Below are 21,186 nucleotides of genomic sequence, written 5' to 3' on the forward strand. Positions count from 1 at the left end.
AAGTGAAATAATAAAAATGAGAATTATAGCTTAGTTCAATAATATCAATATTAAAAAGCGCTTACTTATTATAAAATATGCAGAAACATCCGTGTAAACCTGAGAAATCTGTAGTTAAAAATCTATTTTTTATTAATCTCCAATTCTAAAATATGCGACGGAAGCTGAAAAGGACCCGCCTTTGAACTGACTGTAGATATAAAACCTATTTCTTTTAAAAACTCCTGAAGCGGATCGTGATCCAGCATATTGATCCAAATAATATCTGTAAAATTCACTGCCGATCTGCATTTTTTCCAAAGTGACTGTCTTACTTCCTGTGAATCAAATGCTGATGGAACGACAAAACTGATTTCTGTAGCCCTTTTTCCATTAGGTATTCCGGGATGCAAAGAACCACTTTTTATAATACTGTACCCGATGGGTTTCTGATCAGTATACGTCATAATCAGCTGGTTAGAAAGGTTGTTCAGTTCATTGATCATCTTTCTTGGGTCTATTTCATGGTGGATGTATTTTTTAATGTCTTCTTCACTTACAAACTCCTTGTACAATGTATAAATTGAAGAATCAATAATGGTTATAAGATCAGAAATTCCCTCTTCAGAACCTACCTTAAATTTTGAAATGATATCCATGGGGCTTTTTTTTATTCAAAATTATAAGTTTAATCCTTTCAAAAGGGATACAGTTCGTTAAAATATAACCAGTACAGGAAGGTATTTTTGTAAATTTGTTCAGTACAGCTGTTGTGTTATGATGAAACCTTATAAGTATGAAGTTTTTACGAAAGTAATAGAGGATCAGATCCGCAATGGAATCCTGCAGAAAAATGAAAGACTTCCTTCTGTTCGGGAGATTAAAGAAAAATACAGACTGAGTACAAGCTCAGTACAAAATGGATTTGAATATCTCATGATCAAAGGGTTGATCCGGAGTAATCCTCGGTCCGGTTACTTTGTTGCAGGAATTCAGGAAGAAAATATTCCGGAGGCAAAGACAACGCTGCCTGCGGTTGTGAGAGATGAGGGATTTATGAAAAATATGATGCTGACTTCCAAAAGAACTTCGGAATTCAGTTCTTTCAATACAGCGGTTCCGGGAGATTTGCTCATTCCGCAGAAGCTTATCCTCAGAACTATGCAGGAAGTGATTCGTGAAAAAGGAGCAGCCTTGCTCAGATATTATCCTTCCAACGGGCTGGAAGGATTAAGGAAACATATTGCAAAACAAATGGGAATTTACGATGGTACCATCAATCCTGATGAAATTATTATTACGGATGGCGCTTTGCAGGCACTCACAATCGCTTTGAAATCGGTCACTAAAGCTGGGGATGTGGTGGCTGTTGACAGTCCGTGTGTATTTTCTGTGCTGGAGGTGATTGCTCATCTGGACTTGAAAGTGATGGAGATTCCCATACATTACAGAAGTGGTTTTGATACCGAATACTTACGGAAAGTGTGCGAAGAAAATGATATCCGGGCTCTTGTCACGACTCCGAACTTTCATAACCCTACAGGAATGATGATGAGCAATGAAATGAAAAAAGAAATCATTCGTATTGCAGAATTCCATCAATTATGTATCATTGAGAATGATATGTATTCTGATCTTTATTTTGGAGAACAAAGACCACACAGTATAAAAAGCTTTGATAAAAACGGGGTGGTAATGACCTATTCATCATTTTCAAAAACATTAGCGCCTGGAATTCGTTTAGGATGGTTGTATGCAGGTCCTTTTTATGCAAAATCAGAAAGAGCAAAATTTGTTTTGGGACGATCTGTTTCTCCTATTTATCAAGAGCTTGTTCTGAAACTATTGCAGGGGAGCAGCTATGAAAGGCATCTGCGATCGTTTCGGAAAAAACTCAACCAGCAGGCTGCTCAGGTATTGGAGGTTTTAAGAAATTCTTTTCCTGAAGATTCCTATTTTCACAGACCGCAGGGTGGATACAGCATTTGGGGACAGCTTCCGGAGAATATAGATCGGGAAAAATTCTATCAGTATTGCGAGAAGCATCAGATTTTATTTACTCCCGGAGATACCTTTTCTTTTACGGATAAATACCACTATCATTTCCGGATTGTTTTTGCAGAGAGAATTACTTCTGAAAGCATTGTTTTACTGGAAAATGCAGGACGAAAAGCAAGGGAATTATTGTTGTAAACCGATAGGAATAATGAAATGGGTAAGAACAGGTAAGAAATCAGATGAATTTTAATAGGAGATTGACTTAATTTTCTTCAATTCTTACAGGTTTTTAATTGATTTTTAATGGGTTAAAATATATTCTGTTTTCAGATTGAAATTGATGCTTAATTTCCATCCATCATTTGATTTTATTTTAAAAATTAAATTGAATTGAAGAAAGACTCAAAAAAAATAATCAAAACCACTATTTTTTTTCAACACAATTAGGCTGGAATCACCATAAAACCTATATTTGCAGCCTAAATTTTTAAATAAATGAAAGAACTAATTGAAAAAATTAACGCAGAATTTGAGGCGTTCACAACTGAGGCAAACCAACAAGCGGAAAAAGGAAACAAAGCAGCTGGTACAAGAGCTCGTAAAGCAGCTTTAGAACTAAGCAAATTGTTCAAAGATTTCAGAAAAGTTTCTGTAGAAGAAGCTAAGAAATAATTTACCTTTAGCCGGCTTTTGAAGCCGGTTTTTTTATGCCTGCATTTTTCGTGGTATTTTCAACAGATATTGATTATACTCATTCTTCAGATTTTCTAACTGCTAAAGGTTTTGAAGGTGATAATGCTTCGATTTGAGTGCCTTTTTAATTTGAATATTAATTTTTTCCTTTTATAATACCTGTCATCTGTATAATTTGTATTTTAGAAATATCAATGACATCGTATATTATGAAGTATTCTTATCTCCTGTTTATCCTATTTTTTGGTTTTTTTTCAGCGCAGAAACTAAAAGTTGTAGATGCAGAAAATGGTAACCCTGTTCTTAATGCAAGAATTCTTTTGCAAAATCAGATTGTTTATACCAATGAAGATGGATTCGCACCAGTTGAACATGGCTCTACAAACTTTGAAATTTCAGCTTCTGGCTTTCAAAAAGCAAACGTTCAGGAATTTCGTTCTGTTATAAAACTGAAGCGGGTTTATAAAAATATTGATGAGGTAAAACTTGAAAAAGTAGATATCAGAAAGCTCTTTGAAGATGTGAATGATCATTATAAAAAAAGATATTATAGTGAACCATCTCTTTATGACGTAGTTTACAAAGAAAAGAAGAGTGATAACAACAAACTTTATTTTTTAGTGATTGCAGAGACTAAATTATGGAGTAAGACTAATTATTACAACCATAATAAATCCTATGACAAAAATCTTCAAATGCAGCTGAATAATGTTAAAAGCTTTAAAAACGTAAAGTCAGACAGTGTTTTTACGGCAGGAATAAAAGAATCTTCTGAGGAATATATGGGAAATTATTTTTTCAATTTTGAATTGAAGCGAGTGGTGGCACACTTAAAAAATAAAGAGTCTAAATATTCAGGATGGATGATTTTCGAAGAAGGCAATGAACAGCTGGTTACATTTACCATTAAATCAGGATTGGGAATTGAAATGGAAGGGGAATTTAAATTTAATAAAGTGGATAAAGTGATCACTTATTTTGAGATCCATTATTTACAGGATCAATATCCCATGATGAAAAGAAAGACTGGCGAAGGTGAAGAATATGATTATCAACTTGGGAATGCAATACTCGTTTTTGACTTTTATAAAAGCGAGGGAGTGTATGTTCCTGCAATGAGCAGACTTGAGGGAAATAGGTATATTGCCTATTATAAAGGAGTTAAACATGAAAGGAAAAGCAGTCGGGAGCTTATTTATAATACTTTTAAAAGATCTGATGAAAAGGGGCTCAATCCTAAAATGGACTTTAATAAAAATATTTGGGATAATATTCCGGTGAAGGAAAATAAAAATAATACAATCTTACTTTCTGAGGAAGAGCAAGCTTTTATCAATAGGAGATTACCTGATTTCGGATCAAAATAGCAGAAATATTTTCTCATATTATAATGTTGATGAATCAATGTATTCAAAAAAAATCTTTTTTTGAATAAAAAGTCTTTAAATTATATTGTTTAAAGACTTTTTTGCTTTCATCTCCCTAATTTCTTTTATCTTTAAACCAATCAATATATATTATGAGGATAAATAGATTTTTTGCAGTGCCTGCCGTAGTGCTGGCTGCTCAGTTTTCCTGGGCTCAGGTAAAGGTTGACCCCAAAGAAAGGTTAAACCCTATCGTAAAAAGTTTTGTAGATGAAGTCAATAATAATTCCCAGTTGGAGAATCTTGCTTATGAGTTGTTAGACGGTATTGGTCCCCGTCTTGTAGGAACTCCTGAAATGCTTGCCGCAAACGAATGGAGTGCAGGTAAACTTCGTTCATGGGGAGTAGATGCTAATCTTCAGCAATTCGGAACATGGAAGGGATGGCAGAGAGGTACCACTCATGTTGATATGACGTATCCACGTATGAAATCTCTATCTGCAACACAGCTTGCATGGAGCCCGGCTACTAAAAAGGCGATTGAAGCAGAAGTCATTATTCTTCCTAAAGTATCTTCAAAAGCTGAGTTTGATCAATGGCTTCCTTCTGTAAAAGGAAAAATAGTGCTGATGGCACAATACCAGAAAATCGGTCGTTCTGATGAGCAGATCAAAGAATTTGCTACTCCTGAATTGTATGAAAAGCTTAAAGCAGAAAAAGAACAGGCTGCTAAGGATTTCACAGCTTATGTAAAGAACATCGGATATGATAACAACAGTCTTCCGGATGCTCTGGAAAAAGCAGGAGCGGCAGGAATTGCTATTTCAAACTGGACTGGAATCATGGGAGCAAACAGAATATTCGGAGCAAAAACAACCAAAATTCCTATGGTTGATATTGATGTAGAAGATTATGGAATGCTTTACAGAATGGCAGAAAAAGGTGCTCAGCCTAAAATCAAAATTGATGCCCAGTCAAAAATACTTCCTGAAGCCAAAAGTTTTAATACAATCGGGATGATTAAAGGAAAAGAAAAACCTGATGAATATGTCATTCTATCCGCTCACCTTGATTCTTGGGACGGAGCTCAGGGAGCTACAGATAACGGAACCGGTACAATTACCATGCTGGAAACCATGAGGATTCTTAAAAAATATTATCCTAATAACAAAAGAACGATCGTGATCGGACTTTGGGGAAGTGAAGAGCAGGGATTGAATGGTTCCAGAGGCTTTGTTGCAGATAATCCTCAGATTATAAAAGGAGTACAGGCTGCTTTTAATCAGGATAACGGCACCGGACGTGTTGTGAATATCAGCGGCCAGGGATTTGTAAAAGCGTATGATTATATCGGGAAGTGGCTTGATGGCGTTCCAAAAGCGGTAAAAAGCCATATTAAAACTGATTTCCCAGGAATGCCTGGTGGCGGTGGCTCTGACCACGCTTCATTTGTAGCAGCAGGAGTACCCGGAATTTCTTTAGGTTCGCTGAACTGGGGGTATTTCGGATATACATGGCATACGACAAAAGATACCTATGACAAAATCGTTTTCGATGAGGTGAAAAATAATGTGATTCTAACGGCTGCATTAGCATATATGGCGTCTGAAGATCCTGAATTCAGCAACAGAGAAAAAAGAGTAATGCCTCAGGATGAGAAAGGAGATACGGTAAAATGGCCGGAACTAAAGGAGCCTAGAAGAAGTTCTAAGGATTATAAATAAAACAATACATACTCAGTAATAAGAGTACATTTTTTATTAAAAGGTTGCCAGATATGGCGACCTTTTTTATATATTGATAAAAAATACGTCAACTTTTGACGTTATCCGCTATTACATTTGTTTTAAGAAGTTCTTGCAAGAATAATTTTATAACTCTTAATTCAAAAATCATGAGCAATACCCTTAATTTGTTGGAAACAAGTGAGTTTTCAACCTCTAATATTAATGTTAATCAAGTTCAACTTGTAACTTTAGTAGACCAATATACCAAAGAAATAGTCAATTTTGTAAAAATAGGCCCATCTTCTTCTACAACAGATGGAATTATGAAGTTGGAAAAAGATGGTGTATTATTCGAAAGAATATATAACGGAGTAATTAATCCTGAGTGGTTTGGGCCTGGAAAAACGCATACTGAGCTTCAGGCTGCTATTGATGCTGCCATAAAAAGTGATACAATTCTTATAAAAGGAAAATACAGATGTTCGGATCAAATTATAATTAATAAGGATTTAACATTGTTAGGACAGAATTATATTAATGGTAATGATACCGGACATAATGAAGGCTCTCGAATTATTTTTAATGATTTTACCAATCAAATTGCCAACTCCTGTATTGAAGCTGTAGCAAGTTTATGCATCAAGAACCTTGTTATTGTAGGAAGTGAGATTCCTGGAAAAATTGGGATAAACTTGATTGGACTTCCTAGTGGTGCTGAAGCTCCTGTTGGAAGCTTAACGTTGGATTCTTCTGTAGTACAAAGCTTTGAGATTGGAGTAAAAGTTACGGAAGGTTATTACAATAGATTTGTTAATTCTTATATTGGATATTGTACCTCATGTCTTGTGTTGGATAAATGTTATAATGCTTTTGCAAGTTCATTATCAATAAGGGCAGGATATTTTAGTAAGAAGGATATAGATAATGGCGAACTGAATGATGGGATTGTACTTATTAATAACACTAACTTGACAATGTTTGGAGGAAGTGTTGAAAGTTTTTCTAATGCTGGTATTACTTTGCACTCATCCAAGGTCTCTTGCTTTGGTGTTTATTTTGAAGGAGAAAAGGCAACTGATAAAACTTCATGTATCAGGCTAATGGATAATAATTGTAGGTCGACTACAATAAGCTGCCATGCTTATTTGGTTCTCAAAGGCACAAGCTCATTTATACATGCTTTACCTGCTGTGGCTTCTGCGCATGTCTATTCTAAAAATAATCATTTTAATTATTCAAATGATTGGTATGTTTCGGTATATAAATTTGAAGCAACTGATTTTACAGGTTATTATGTTGATATTTCAGGAGATAACTATCAGGGTGATCTAATAGCGGGATCTTCATACACTTCAATTACCTCTTCCTTACTTAAAAAAGGAAAAGGAATGGTTAAGATTGTATATCCTTCAGGTCATGAGCTGGCAGGAGTTCAGTTGACTAATTTGAATACGGTTTCTCCATATCAATACAATGCCGTTACGGGAGCCCAAAACGGAATGATAACTACATTTTCCAATTCAGGATATCCCGGTGATGACCCAGCCGGACTCTTCGCTACGATAGGCTATGTGTCTTATACTGCTATTTATGAAAATGGAACATGGAAAAAAATTCCCAAACTAAATTAGTATAAATTTCAGGTGGTAAGATGTATTAATGCTGCTTAATTAAAATCTTATAAGTATAAAAAGTAGAAGGCTGTCTTTTTTGGATGGCCTTCTGCTTTTTAATTAAATACAAGTTTGTAAATCTGAAAATGTAAAAATGGATGGTTCATAAAGAGAATTGTTTAGCTTTCCAAAACCATATTTACAGAAAATAAACGGTAATCTATTAGAACCTGCTGAATCATAATCAGTCTGGGTATCTCCAATATATACAGAATCTACTATTGATAATTGATTTCTTTCCATAAGAAGCTGTATGTTTTCAGACTTTGGCTTTTGGGTTCTTCCGTGAGATTCAAAATCTACAAACAGGTTGTTGAACTGATAATATTCTAAAAAGGATTCAATATAACCATCCTGACAATTGCTTACGATAAAAAGTGAATGTGTATTGGCAAGGCTTTTCAATGTTTCTTGTACACCTTCATATAAAATTCCGCCCTGTATGCGAAGGACTTTATTCTCTTCGGCTACAATTTCAGAAAGAAGTTCCTGGGCCTGCAGATCAGAAATGCCGGGAATTATATCTTTTATAATATCATGAGCTAATAATCCCATATATTGATCCATATCTTCGGGTTTCAGTTCTCTTTGGATCAACTGATGTTTGGCCAATACCTTATTCCATATTTTGATGATGGTTGCTCTGGGATCCCATAATGTACCATCCAGGTCAAAAATTAAGTTCTTTGTACTCAAAACAAATAGTTTGTGGTTTATACTTTACAATTATTAAATTACAAAATCATACTCAGTTGTACTCTTTTTCTGGCTTCATCTACTTCTGTTACCTTTACGCGGACATGCTGGTGAAGTTTTACCACTTCATTGACGTCAGAGACAAATCCATCTTTCAGCTGGGAAATATGAACCAGTCCGCTTTCTTTTATTCCAAGATCTACAAAACATCCGAAAGCTGTAATATTATTGACAATTCCCGGAAGAATCATGCCTGCTTTTAGGTCTTTAATGCTTTTGACATTAGGATCAAATTCAAATACTTTGGCCGCCTTTCTTGGATCCAGACCCGGTTTTTCAAGCTCTTTTAAAATATCTTTTATTCCTAAAATCCCGATTTCACCCGTGATATAGCTTTCCGGTTTTACCAGAGCTATTTTTTCTTTATTAGCGATCAGTTCATCGGTTTTAATTCCTAAATCTTTGGCTATTTTTTCTACAATTCCATATGCTTCAGGGTGTACGGCAGAATTATCCAACGGATTTTTAGCATTCGTAATTCTTACAAAAGCGGCTGCCTGCTGGAATGCTTTCTCTCCGAGTCTTGGAACTTTTTTAAGCTGTTTTCTGTCTTCAAATGCTCCGTTTTCAGCACGATAATTGACAATGTTTTCAGCCATTTTCTCTCCGATTCCTGAAACGTAGCTTAAAAGAGACTTGCTTGCGGTATTTAAATTAATTCCGACAGAGTTTACACATTTCATCACCGTAGAATCCAGTTCATTTTTCAATTGAGTCTGATCTACATCATGCTGATACTGTCCAACACCAATAGATTTCGGATCAATTTTTACCAATTCTGCCAATGGATCAGAAAGTCTTCTTCCGATGGAAACAGCACCACGCACTGTGACATCGTAGGTAGGAAACTCATCTCTTGCAATTTTACTTGCAGAATAAACCGAGGCTCCTGCTTCTGAAACAACAAAAACCTGCAAAGGTTTATCAAAAGCAATCTTTTTAATGAAAAATTCAGTTTCACGGCTCGCTGTTCCGTTACCAATAGAAATCGCTTCAATGTTATAAGCATTGACCATAGAACGGATCTTTTTCATAGCCATTCCGCTTTCATTCTGCGGAGCGTGAGGGTAGAGGGTTTCATTGTGCAATAAGTCTCCTTTTTCATCCAGGCATACCACCTTACATCCGCTTCTATATCCGGGATCAATGGCCAGGATTCTTTTCTGTCCTAATGGAGGAGCCAGAAGGAGTTGGCTTAAATTTCCGGAAAATATCTCAATAGCCTTTTGGTCTGCTTTTTCTTTGGCTTCCTGTAAAGCTTCGTTCGAAATAGCCGGTTCTAAAAGTCTTTTATAACTGTCTTTTATAGCGAGTGCTATTTGGTCTGAACTTTCATTATTAGATTTGATAATAGCCTTTTCAATAAAATCAATGGCTTCTTCCTTATCTATTCCTACATTTGTTTTTACAAATCCTTCCGTTTCAGCTCTTAACATGGCGAGAAGTCTGTGAGAAGGTGTTCTGCTAAGGCTTTCTTCCCATTCAAAATATTGGGAGAATTTTTGGGCATCTTCTTCATCTTTTTTAGCTTTTACTACTTTGGATGTAACGACTGCCTTACGCTGAAAGAGTCTGCGGAGATTCTTACGGACATACATATTTTCATTGATCCATTCTGCCATGATGTCTCTTGCACCCTGAAGCGCTTCTTCCTCGGAGGCAACCTCATTGTTCAGATACTTTGAAGCCAGAAACAGAATGTCGTTGTTTTTCTGGCTCATAATGATTCTGGCTAAAGGTTCCAGTCCTTTTTCTTTGGCAGCATCAGCTTTGGTCTTCTTCCGCTTTTTGAAAGGCAGATACAGGTCTTCCAGCTCCTGGATATCAAAGCTATCCTCAATTCTTTGCTGAAGCTCAGGAGTTAGGGCGTTCTGTTCTTCTATAGATTTTAAAATAGATTCTTTTCTCTTGACAATGTCTTCAAACTGCTTGCTGATTTTTGAGATCTGCTCAATCTGTACTTCATCAAGATTTCCGGTTTTATCTTTTCGGTAACGGGAAATAAAAGGAATCGTGCAGTCTTCTGCTAATAATTGTAAAGTATTGTTGATGCTCTTTTCAGAAATATTGAGCTGTTTTTGTATAAATTCTACGGTCGTCATTGTTCTGTTTTCGGATAGCTAAAATAGGGTTTTGGGATGAGAAAAAATGAAATACAGCCATAAAAAAGCCTGATTACAACAAAATGTAACCAGGCTGTATAATAAACTTGAAATTAATTAAGGCAGTACTTCATTATAATAAAGCGGAATATCATTGTTTTTATCATATCCTATTATAATAATTTTATACTTCTTCGCATCATCATTGTTGTAAAACTGTACTTTTGACGGCTCTTCAGGCAGTGCTTCGAGAAAGGAATTCCAATAAAGAACACTTCGGGTATCCTGTACAACACCTTTAAATTTTTCATTTTCATAAGAAGGAGCCTCAAATGGTAATTCTTTATCATATCCGGTTAATGTAATCTGTCTTAGCTTCGATGATACAATTTTCTCGGAAGAAGCTCCTCGACGGCTATAAATGGCGATTGCTCCATTACCACCACCACCGAAACCACCTGCAAAAAAGCCTTTTATAACTTTTACCATGGCGATGTCTGAAGTAGATATATTGTCTACCTGGCTGGGATCAACAAGCATTTCGTCAAGATAGATATTCACTTGTGCTCCTCTTAAGGCTGCTGTGTAGCTTCCGCGCTGCATTTGAATCGTTAAGCCAGCAACTCTTCCCTGCAGCCACTTCAGAATATTGTTTGAAGTCATGATGGAGGTTTCATTTACAAAATCAAAAATCTGTTCATTAACACTTTTGAATTGGGGACTGCTTAATTCATCATTTAATTTTTTAGTCTTATTCTTGACTTCTCCCTTCAATTTTATTTCTTCAATATTGGTTACACTTTCACTAATGACTTTTTGGGCATTGAGTGCTGTAAGTGATCGGCTGACTTCATCAGAAGGTTTATCATCTGCAGGACGTTGAACCAATTTATAAGAGGTTGATGGCAGATTCTTTTTATAAGGGATAAAGCTGAACGTTGGCTGGAAGTAAACAGAATAATTATTATTAATATCCTTTGGCTCAGAATTTAATTGATAAAAGAATTTCATGGAGTCTTCAAAAACCAGATTATTCAAGGTCAGAAAACCATTGTTGTCAGACTTTATCTGAGACATTCTGGATCCGGGTTCCGAACCGAAAATTAAATTTATTTCAGTATTAGGAGCTGGTTTTCCCTGAATATTTACTTTTCCTTTGTAAGAAAGATAACTTTCCGGCTGATATTTGATCATCGGATAGTTTCCTGTCATGATGGATTTCCATTCAAAGCGTTTCCATTTTTCTGAAATCAGCAATGCATCCAGTGCATCCGTATTACGGGTTTTCGTAAAATATTGGGCAGGATTCGTGATGGATGAGGTAATATCTCCGGTTAGCCATAAAGAACTCAGTAAACTCTGATCTTCTTCGGTACTCTTTGTATTGGCATCAAGCACCAAAACAGTATAATTGGAAAAATTGGAATCTTTGGGAATGTCAAATGAGTCTTTTCCACGAGGTGTATCTCTTAATGAAAGAGATTGCAGTGTGGGTTGTTTGAATTGCAATAACTGAGGCTGAACAAAAGAAAGCCTGTTGGAAACAACATTCTCCTTATCGTCAAAAATAGTAAGCTGCAAAATTCCACTGACAAGTTGGTTGTTGGAAATTGAATATTGAGTCTCGTTATTGATTTTGTTGATCTTCGCTTTGTAAACAAGTTGATTATTAATTGTTCCAAGAACAGTATAATACTGAGATTCCTGAGTCTGATTTTTGGACTTTAAGGTATACTTTACATGGTCTTTATCACTTATCACCTGTAGATTTATCCCTGATGAAGACACTTCAGGCAGCATAATATTTTGCTTTTGTCCGTTTTTATCCTGGACAATCAATTGGTATTTTTTTCCGCTTTTTGGAGTGATGCTGAATAGCCCGATATTTTGGTCAAATCCTTTAAATGTTATGATTTTTGTATCAGGATTATCAGAATCTACTACATATCCTTCCCAGTCAGAAGGTGCTGTTCCGTTGGATTGTAGTCTTACCGCTATTTTTGTAGTGATTCCGTCTATAAAACTTCCGCTTTCCGGATATACTGATGCTGTCCATGGAGTAGGATTGGCTATTAATTTCTCCGGAGATGAAGGATTATAAACAGCAATAGGTTTTATAAGTTGAAAATCTTCATTGAAATTAGCCATCCAGCCAGTATAAGCCCTGATATAATAAACGTCTTCTTTCAAAGAAGCGGGAAGGGCAATGTTTCCACTCCCTTCTCCATTAATTAATGGGACTAATTTTTTACTGATCTGATTTTTGCTGCTGTCATACAACTCTACAAATAAGGTAGTAGAAATAGCAGATGTAGTGTAACCATCAAATACAAAAGACTTGAACCACAGGTTTTCCCCCGCGATATAATTACTTTTGTCCAGTAATATATGTATTTTTTCCTGAGGATACTTCTGTTCAAATGTTTTAAGAGCTTCTTCAGCCTTTGTTTGCGCATTAAGACAATAGATCGTACTTACTGCTAATAGTGTTATTAGTTTTTTTGTCATATTCCATTAAAATTTGCGTTTTTCTTAAGAATCGCCAAAAATACATTTTTATTGTGATGTGTAATAATGAAAATATAAAACAATGAAGATTCTATAAAAATTTGAGTTTAGACAAATCGTTGGAGTAAGTTTATGGTTTTCTGTATTAAATAAATTAAAAATTCATCTTCGGTCTTTATGAATGTAATCTTAAGTAATTGAAAATTAATTTTTAAATTTTTTTTATTGTGGTTTTGTATTTAAATATTTCACTTAGTTTATGTTTTTATAATATCAAAACTAATAACATGAGAAAAATATTTACATTATTCATTTGCTGTTCTTTTTTAGCATCTTGTTATCAAAGAGAGCCTGAAGAACCTAAAACATGCAAATGTAAGGTACAGGAGTATGAGCGGGTTGTTTTATTTAAAAATGAACATGATGGCAGTTATACAGATTATTCCGATACAGGATGGATTGCTAAAGGAGATCTTCAGGAAGACAATGCAGCCGATTGCTTTAGAAATGAAACGGTAAAGAATCAGGAATTTTCCAGCACTTATGACTCGCAGTATAGAAGAGAGGTGTCTCGTAAATGGGTTTACAACTGCAAATAATATGTAATTTTGTATTTCTTGATGTATGATAAGGTACCTCCAAATAGGTTTTTCTATTTTTGTACCCGAAAACAACAAAATTTCAAACAAACTTTTTAAACAGTTCAATATGAAAAAAATTAGCGTAATTGCATTAGTAGGAGTAGGATTGCTTTTAGCATCATGTGATAAACAAAAATCTGCAGATTCAGCAGCTACCGCTCAGGAGCAAACAGTAGCTGAGAGCAAAGGTGAAGTATTAGCAGTAGATGCAGCAGCTTCAGTAGTAAACTGGAAAGCATTCCACAAAGGAGGTATGGCACCTCGTTGGGGAACACTTACTGTAAAATCAGGAGATATCAGTATTGAAGGAGGTCAGGTTTCCGCAGGAAACTTTGTGATTGATATGAACTCTATCAAAGTAGATCCGGCTTCAGTAACAGAAAAAGATAAAAAACCGGCAGAGCTTGAAGCTCACCTTAAAACCCCTGATTTCTTTGATACAGCGAAAAACCCAACTTCAGATTTCAAAATTACAAGTGTTTCAGATTTAAAAGAAGCACCGAAAGATGCAGTAGCAGGAGCTAATAAAACAGTAAGCGGAAATCTTACACTATTAGGAAAAACAATGAATGTTACTTTCCCGGCTAAAGTAGATGTAACAGAAAGCTCAGCAGCTGTTCAGGCTAAATTTACGGTAAACAGAGCAGACTGGGGAATCAAATTCGGTACTTCTGAAGCAGACCCTGCAGAATGGATGATCAGCAAAGATATCGAGATTGCTATCGATGTAAAAGCTAAAAAATAAGTTATTTACATGGTAATAACTACTGAGCTGTCTTGATAAAGGCAGCTCTTTTTATTTTCAGGTTTTCTTTATTTAATACGATAAAAGAAATCAATTCCAAATCCCCGAATTCTGAATTCTCACACAATATTCACTTCCAAGGTACAAAGGATTGCCGTGCTTTTCAGACCAGAATCCATCCAGCACATCTTTACTCAAACAACGGTATACCGCAACTCCTTTATAAATGTTATGATCTTCTCCTTCATAGTTGAAGTTGATCACCAAAATATGATCTTTATAAAAACCTGTGCCATGTTGCAGATGATCACCAATAAGCCATTGGGCAATAATTCGGTTGTTTTCATCAATGGACAAGGTTAATATGCCGTGATAAGAAGCTTGGGAAGACTCTTCCTGATTGCTTCCTTCGATAGAATAACTTCCTACCAGATCCTGTATTGTCATTGATTCGTTTTTATGAATGGCAAATGTAAAAAAATCTTGTTTGGATAGCACTACCAATATTTTCCGTGCCTTGGATTAAATTTTTGAGATTTCCCCATGTATAAATTAAACTTTATTTTTGCTGCAAAATAATTTCAGAATGCTTCCTTTCCTTTTTATCACTAATCTATTTACGTTTGGAGTCTTTGGCTTTGATAAGTGGCAGGCCAAAAAACAACAATGGAGAATTTCCGAGAATACCCTTTTGGGGCTTTCTCTTATAGGGTGCTTAGGAGCAGCCTCCGGAATGATTATTTTCCATCATAAAGTTTCCAAAAAATCATTTCTTGTAAAATTTTTCATTGTGGTTTTAATTAATCTGGTTCTTTTTTACCGATTGATAAGGCATTGATATAAAAAATGTTACAGTTTTTGTGTCAAATGTTAAATGTGATAATAAAATAGTTGTTGTTGTGATTTTTTTATATTTTTATCATGCTAATAACAAATACCAAAACAACATGAAAAATCTCAAAAAAATTTCCAGAATTGAAATGAAATCAGTTCATGGAGGAATTATTAAAGGAATGGTAAGATGTAAAGATGCCGATACATGTGCCGTAAGATGGGGGTGGGGAACCGGATTCTCCAGTAACTGTGGTGAGTTTGACATTATATGTGGAGAACCGCCTGCAGTAGATCCATGTGAAGTACAAATCTGTATATAATAGAATGAAGAGTGTTTTTTTAACACTCTTTTTTATAATATTGTAAATAAGTTATTTAAACAAAATATTAAATATTTCGATAAGTAAATATTTTTTCATTAAAAATCACTACTTTTGCACCCGTAAAAATCTTTTATGCAAAACATTAGAAATATTGCGATTATCGCACACGTTGACCACGGAAAGACGACTTTGGTTGACAAGATCATTCACGCTACCAATATTTTCAGAGAAAATCAGGAAAGTGGGGAGTTAATTATGGATAACAACGATCTTGAAAGAGAAAGAGGGATCACAATCTTATCCAAGAATATTTCTGTTACTTATAAAGACACAAAAATTAACGTAATTGATACTCCTGGTCACGCCGATTTTGGTGGAGAAGTAGAGAGAGTATTGAAAATGGCTGATGGGGTTATTTTGTTAGTGGATGCGTTCGAAGGACCAATGCCACAAACAAGATTCGTACTACAGAAAGCATTGGAATTAGGATTGAGACCATTAGTGGTGATCAATAAAGTAGATAAGCCAAACTGTCGTCCTGACGAAGTTCATGATAAAGTATTTGACTTGTTCTTCAACCTTGAAGCTACAGAAGAGCAATTGGACTTCCCTACATTCTATGGATCTTCAAAACAAGGTTGGTTCAACACTTCATTAGAACAAACTGAAGATATTATGCCATTATTAGATGGTATCTTACAGTACGTTCCTGAACCTAAAATAACTGAAGGAAATCTTCAGATGCAGATTACTTCATTAGATTTCTCTTCTTTCTTAGGAAGAATTGCGATTGGAAAAGTAACAAGAGGAGAGCTTAAAGAATCTCAGTGGATCGGTCTTGCTCAGGCAGATGGAAAAGTGGTAAAAGGAAAAGTAAAAGAATTATACGTTTTCGAAGGTTTAGGAAAGAAAAAAGTAACTGAAGTACAAGCAGGAGATATCTGTGCTGTAGTAGGTTTTGATGCTTTCCAGATCGGAGATTCTTTCGTAGATCTTGAAAACCCTGAACCATTGGAAAGAACTGCAATTGATGAGCCTACGTTGAACATGACGTTCTCAATTAACAATTCACCTTTCTTTGGTAAAGACGGTAAATATGTTACTTCAAACCACCTGAAAGAAAGACTATACAAAGAATTAGAGAAAAACTTAGCATTAAGAGTTCAGCAGACTGATGATGCCAACACTTTCTTAGTTTTTGGTAGAGGTATTCTTCACTTGTCAGTTTTAATTGAAACAATGAGAAGAGAAGGGTATGAAATGACAATTGGTCAGCCACAGGTTATCTTGAGAGAAATCGACGGAGAAAAATGTGAGCCTTATGAATCTTTAGTTGTTGACGTTCCTGAAGAATTTGCTTCAAGAGTAATCGACTTAGCAACTCAGAGAAAAGGTGACCTTCACATTATGGAAACTAAAGGTGAAATGCAGCACATGGAATTCGAAATTCCTTCAAGAGGTTTGATCGGATTGCGTTCTCAAATGTTGACAGCTACTGCAGGTGAAGCTATTATGGCACACCGTTTCACAGAATACAAGCCTTTCAAAGGTGCTATTCCTGGAAGAAGTAATGGTGTATTGATCAGCAAGACTCAAGGTCCAGCTACAGAATATTCTATTGCTAAATTACAGGATAGAGGTAAGTTCTATGTTGATCCGGGTGAGGAGATCTATGCAGGTATGGTTATCGGTGAGCAAAACAAACCGGGTGACTTGGTTGTAAACATCGTTGAAGCAAAACAGTTGAATAACATGAGAGCTTCTGGAAAAGATAAAGATACAGGTGTTGCACCAAAAATCTTATTCTCTCTTGAAGAATGTATGGAATATATCCAAGCTGATGAAGCAATCGAGGTTACTCCAAACTTTATCAGAATGAGAAAGAAATTACTTTCTGAAGAAGAAAGAAAAAGAGTAGAAAGATCTGCAAAAGCATAATAAAAATCTTATACATAAAATCAAAGCCTCGATTTTCGAGGCTTTTTCTATATAAACCCATTAAAATGCTTATTTTGGCATAATAATCTCTGAGAAATAAAAAATAAATTTTAAAGTAGTTTTGTGACTATGAGAATGAATAAATTAAAACTTATCGTTTTATTGGGCTTTTTTGCATCGTACACCAGTTCATGTTCTGTTCAGAACAATGTTGTAAAAACACCCTCCACGAAGAATCCGACAAAATCAGCCAACAATACAACCCCACCAAAAGTAAACCCTGTAGCTGTAAACCCTGCAACAGGAACTTCTGCCTCAACTGAAGATAATTTCAGAACCACGCTTCCGGAAATCAAAAGAGAATTCCGTGGAGCCTGGATCGCAAGTGTTGCCAATATCAACTGGCCCTCAAGAAATGATCTTACGGTGGATCAGCAGAAAGCAGAAGCAATCAGCATGCTTGATATGTTGAAAGATAATAACTTCAATGCTGCTATTTTTCAGATCAGACCTTCTGCAGATGCGCTTTATACAAGTAATATCGAGCCTTGGTCTTATTTTCTGACAGGAGAAACAGGAACCGCACCTTCTCCGAACTATGACCCGCTTCAGTTCTGGATAGAAGAAGCCCACAAACGAGGATTGGAGCTGCATGTCTGGTTAAACCCTTATCGTGCCCATCATACCAATGGAGGATCTGTAAATAGACTTTCAATGGCCAATAAACTGTCCGATATTGTCGTAAGATTAAAGAACGGAATGTATTGGTTTGATCCGGCCAATCCGAAAACTCAGGGTCATGTTTCCAATGTAGTAAAAGATATTGTAAAAAGATATGATATTGATGCCATTCACTTTGACGATTATTTCTATCCATACGCAACCTATAATAAAGGAGCCGATTTTCCTGATAATGCAACCTGGAATGCTTACGTAAGCAGTGGTGGTAACTTATCCAGAGCAGACTGGAGAAGAGATAATGTGAATAAATTTGTAGAAAGAATCTATAAAGAAATTCATGCAGAAAAAAATAATGTGAGATTTGGGATCAGCCCGTTCGGAATATGGAAGCCTGGATATCCTGCGGGAGTTGTTGGATCTTCACAATATGACGAGTTGTATGCAGATGCCAAATTATGGTTAAATAAAGGCTGGGTAGATTACTTTTCACCACAACTTTACTGGCCTATCGATTCTAAAGGACAAAGTTTTGAAGCTCTTTTAAACTGGTGGAAGTCTGAAAATACAATGAACCGACACCTTTGGCCGGGATTGAATACCGTTGAGATCAGAGTATCAGATCGTCCGACAGAGATCAAAAACCAAATTGAGATTTCCCGAAATATCCTGAAAAATGATGCCGGAGAAATTCATTGGAGTATTGCTGGGCTTACCAAAAATCCCAACATGCTTCCTACCCTGAAAAATGGACCATACAATGAAAAAGCATTAGTACCAAAATCCCCATGGATAAAAACGGCTCCATTGCAGACTCCAACATTATTTATCGCAGATAACGGAAGCTTTGCACAGACCAGCTGGAGCACAAAGAATGCTGCTGATGTTTTTCTGTGGGCCCTTTTTACCCAATACAACGGAGTATGGCAAACCGAAATTGTAACGCTGGATACCCTTTCAAAAGATATTCCTAAATTTAAAGACGGCAAAAAACTGAATGCGGTTGCCATTAAAGCCATCGATAGATTAGGAAATGAAAGTGATTATATAGCGAAAAAGATCAAGTAGTGTCTTATCATAAAATAAGCAAAAAAAAGAATTTATAACCCTACAAAATCCATAGCTATTGCTTGCCATGGCGAACTATTAGGTGAAGCAATTTCAATCATAATAATAAAACCCAGTCCTGAAAAGAACTGGGTTTTTATTTTAGAATAACTATAAATTATCAATTTAAAACACTGAAAATCAGCATATTTTTTAAGCGTTCTGTTTATTTTTGCTTAAAATAATAACCGTATCGGAACCATTTTTGCATCATTACTCACATAATCATCAAAATATAAAATTATGAATACTAAAAGACTTTCCGCAAAAATGGAAAAAGCACTTAGTGACCAGATGAATAAGGAAATTCACGCATCACACATTTTTTTATCTTACGGAATTTGGGCTGATGATAAAGGCTATCAGGGAATCGCCAATTTCCTTTACCGCCATTCTCAGGAAGAAAGAAACCATTCGATTAAATTCATGGAATATATTTTAAACCGAGGCGGAAAACCAAAAGTAAATGCAATTCCAGCTCCTCCAGCCGATCCTAAAACTCTTACAGCATGCTTCGATGGCGTTTTTAAGCATGAAGTTGATAATACAACATCCATCTATAAAATTGTAGATCTTTCTATGGAAGAAAAAGACTGGGCAACCTGGAATTTTATGCAGTGGTTTGTACAGGAACAGATTGAAGAAGAAACATTAGCTCAGAATTTAATTGATAAATTGAAAATTGCAGGCGGTGACAGAGCTACAGACGAATCTTTATTTACTTTAGATAAAACTTTACAGGAAGCACCCAATGATGTTCCGCTGGCTCAGAATGCTACGGGAACCAATCCATAAGTTAGATGGTAAACCAATACCTTTTACAATCTGTCAGAATACTGGCAGATTTTTTTATTATGAAACTCCCTCAAAAATCACTATCTTTGCACACTCGTAATTCAAGGTTCAGAGTTCAATGTTTAACGTTGCAGATACCTTGAGTTGCTTCTAAACCTTAAACTTTGAATTTTACAATATGAAATGTGGAATCGTAGGCTTACCGAATGTAGGTAAATCAACTCTTTTTAACTGTCTGAGCAACGCAAAAGCTCAATCAGCAAACTATCCTTTCTGTACCATTGAACCGAACCTTGGAACGGTTTCTGTACCAGACCAAAGATTGTTTGAACTGGAGAAAATCGTAAAACCTGAGAAAGTTTTACCCGCTGTAGTTGAGATTGTTGATATTGCTGGTCTTGTAAAAGGAGCCAGCAAAGGAGAAGGATTGGGAAACCAGTTCTTAGCTAATATTCGTGAGTGCGAAGCGATCATTCATGTTTTAAGATGTTTTGATAACGGAAATATCATTCACGTTGAAGGTTCAGTAGACCCTTTAAGAGACAAAGAAATTATTGATATTGAGCTTCAATTGAAAGACCTTGAAACAGTAGGAAAAGCAGTTGAAAAAGCTAAGAAATTTATTAAGTCAGGGAAGAAAGAAGATCTTCTTACTTACGAAATACTTCAGAATTTACAGAAATTCCTTGAAGATGGTAAGAATGCAAGAGAATTTGCTACTGATGATTTCGCAAAATCAATTATCTCAGAGGTTCAATTACTAACCAACAAACCGGTACTTTACGTTTGTAACGTAGATGAAAATTCTATCAAAAACGGAAACGATTGGATTGGTAAGATTGAAGAAATGGCGAAAGGTGAAGGTGCTGAAGTAGTCGTATTGGCTGCACAGATCGAAGCTGACATCAATGAGCTTGAAACATTTGAAGAAAGAGAAATCTTCCTTGAAGAATTAGGTCTTACAGAGCCGGGAGTAAACCGTTTGATCAGAAAAGCGTATGATCTTTTAAAACTTCAGACTTATTTTACTGCTGGAGTGAAAGAAGTAAGAGCTTGGACTATCGGACAAGGATGGACAGCTCCACAGGCTGCAGGAGTAATCCACACAGACTTCGAAAAAGGATTTATCCGTGCAGAAGTAATCAAGTATAATGATTATATCAATTTCGGTTCTGAAGTAAAAGTAAAAGAGGCCGGAAAACTTTCTGTAGAAGGTAAAGAATATATTGTACAGGATGGAGACATCATGCACTTTAGATTCAATGTATAAGAAAATATTAAAGTTCGTTTATAATAAAAGACGTTTCCATGAATTTGGGAGC

At 35.7% G+C, this 21,186-nt stretch carries 18 protein-coding genes; 13 read left to right on the top strand and 5 right to left on the bottom strand.

Annotated features, from left to right (window positions below):
• Positions 1-122 precede the first annotated feature (122 nt).
• Positions 123-638, bottom strand: coding sequence for a hypothetical protein (locus tag AC07UM_RS14965; RefSeq protein WP_494683913.1), 516 nt, complete (start codon positions 636-638; stop codon positions 123-125).
• A gap of 118 nt (positions 639-756) precedes the next feature.
• Between AC07UM_RS14965 and AC07UM_RS14970 the strand changes: the two genes are divergently transcribed.
• The 5 genes from AC07UM_RS14970 (at position 757) to AC07UM_RS14990 (ending at position 7,395) form a co-directional block, all read left to right on the top strand.
• The gene (locus AC07UM_RS14970) at positions 757-2,172 is read left to right on the top strand and encodes an aminotransferase-like domain-containing protein (RefSeq protein WP_494683914.1); all 1,416 of its coding nucleotides are present in this window, start codon (positions 757-759) and stop codon (positions 2,170-2,172) included.
• A 300-nt stretch (positions 2,173-2,472) separates the two neighbouring features.
• Positions 2,473-2,649, top strand: a complete 177-nt coding sequence (locus AC07UM_RS14975) for a BF3379 family histone-like protein (protein ID WP_047377485.1) — start codon at positions 2,473-2,475, stop codon at positions 2,647-2,649.
• Between the two features lie 215 nt (positions 2,650-2,864).
• On the top strand, positions 2,865-4,037 hold the full coding sequence (locus tag AC07UM_RS14980) for a hypothetical protein (protein WP_494683915.1): 1,173 nt from the start codon (positions 2,865-2,867) through the stop codon (positions 4,035-4,037).
• 152 nt (positions 4,038-4,189) lie between these two features.
• Positions 4,190-5,761: a M20/M25/M40 family metallo-hydrolase gene (locus AC07UM_RS14985; protein WP_494683916.1), complete on the top strand. Its 1,572-nt coding sequence runs from the start codon at positions 4,190-4,192 to the stop codon at positions 5,759-5,761.
• Between the two features lie 170 nt (positions 5,762-5,931).
• A complete protein-coding gene (locus tag AC07UM_RS14990; RefSeq protein WP_494683917.1) occupies positions 5,932-7,395 on the top strand; it encodes a hypothetical protein in 1,464 nt (487 codons plus the stop codon).
• Between the two features lie 102 nt (positions 7,396-7,497).
• On the opposite strand, the gene AC07UM_RS14995 is transcribed toward AC07UM_RS14990, so the two are convergent.
• The 3 genes from AC07UM_RS14995 to AC07UM_RS15005 form a co-directional block, all read right to left on the bottom strand.
• The gene (locus tag AC07UM_RS14995; protein ID WP_494683918.1) at positions 7,498-8,133 is read right to left on the bottom strand and encodes an HAD family hydrolase; all 636 of its coding nucleotides are present in this window, start codon (positions 8,131-8,133) and stop codon (positions 7,498-7,500) included.
• Positions 8,134-8,171: 38 nt separating this feature from the next.
• Positions 8,172-10,295, bottom strand: a complete 2,124-nt coding sequence (locus AC07UM_RS15000; RefSeq protein ID WP_494683919.1) for a Tex family protein — start codon at positions 10,293-10,295, stop codon at positions 8,172-8,174.
• Between the two features lie 117 nt (positions 10,296-10,412).
• Positions 10,413-12,803: a hypothetical protein gene (locus tag AC07UM_RS15005; RefSeq protein ID WP_494683920.1), complete on the bottom strand. Its 2,391-nt coding sequence runs from the start codon at positions 12,801-12,803 to the stop codon at positions 10,413-10,415.
• A gap of 287 nt (positions 12,804-13,090) precedes the next feature.
• Between AC07UM_RS15005 and AC07UM_RS15010 the strand changes: the two genes are divergently transcribed.
• Both AC07UM_RS15010 and AC07UM_RS15015 read left to right on the top strand, forming a co-directional pair.
• Entirely contained in the window at positions 13,091-13,402 is a 312-nt protein-coding gene (locus AC07UM_RS15010) for a hypothetical protein (RefSeq protein ID WP_494683921.1), read from the top strand.
• A gap of 109 nt (positions 13,403-13,511) precedes the next feature.
• Complete coding sequence (locus tag AC07UM_RS15015; RefSeq protein WP_494683922.1) at positions 13,512-14,189, top strand: YceI family protein; 678 nt, start codon at positions 13,512-13,514, stop codon at positions 14,187-14,189.
• Between the two features lie 90 nt (positions 14,190-14,279).
• Here AC07UM_RS15015 and AC07UM_RS15020 read toward each other — a convergent pair whose 3' ends face one another.
• Entirely contained in the window at positions 14,280-14,636 is a 357-nt protein-coding gene (locus AC07UM_RS15020; RefSeq protein WP_494683923.1) for a hypothetical protein, read from the bottom strand.
• 139 nt (positions 14,637-14,775) lie between these two features.
• Here AC07UM_RS15020 and AC07UM_RS15025 point away from each other — a divergent pair, with 139 nt between their 5' ends.
• The 6 genes from AC07UM_RS15025 to ychF all read left to right on the top strand — a co-directional run bounded on the left by AC07UM_RS15025 (position 14,776) and on the right by ychF (position 21,134).
• Entirely contained in the window at positions 14,776-15,027 is a 252-nt protein-coding gene (locus AC07UM_RS15025; RefSeq protein ID WP_494683924.1) for a DUF1294 domain-containing protein, read from the top strand.
• Between the two features lie 109 nt (positions 15,028-15,136).
• Positions 15,137-15,343 carry a bacteriocin-like protein gene (locus tag AC07UM_RS15030; RefSeq protein WP_236854176.1) on the top strand — a complete coding sequence of 69 codons (207 nt, stop codon included), beginning with the start codon at positions 15,137-15,139 and terminating at the stop codon, positions 15,341-15,343.
• A gap of 135 nt (positions 15,344-15,478) precedes the next feature.
• Positions 15,479-17,284: a translational GTPase TypA gene (gene typA, locus AC07UM_RS15035; protein ID WP_103232727.1), complete on the top strand. Its 1,806-nt coding sequence runs from the start codon at positions 15,479-15,481 to the stop codon at positions 17,282-17,284.
• Positions 17,285-17,413: 129 nt separating this feature from the next.
• Entirely contained in the window at positions 17,414-19,030 is a 1,617-nt protein-coding gene (locus AC07UM_RS15040; protein ID WP_494683925.1) for a glycoside hydrolase family 10-like protein, read from the top strand.
• Positions 19,031-19,312: 282 nt separating this feature from the next.
• Positions 19,313-19,864 carry a ferritin gene (locus AC07UM_RS15045; RefSeq protein WP_494683926.1) on the top strand — a complete coding sequence of 184 codons (552 nt, stop codon included), beginning with the start codon at positions 19,313-19,315 and terminating at the stop codon, positions 19,862-19,864.
• 178 nt (positions 19,865-20,042) lie between these two features.
• Entirely contained in the window at positions 20,043-21,134 is a 1,092-nt protein-coding gene (gene ychF / locus AC07UM_RS15050) for a redox-regulated ATPase YchF (RefSeq protein WP_124536966.1), read from the top strand.
• Positions 21,135-21,186 lie beyond the last annotated feature (52 nt).

Source organism: Chryseobacterium sp. GW821-FHT04C04, from assembly GCF_059420365.1.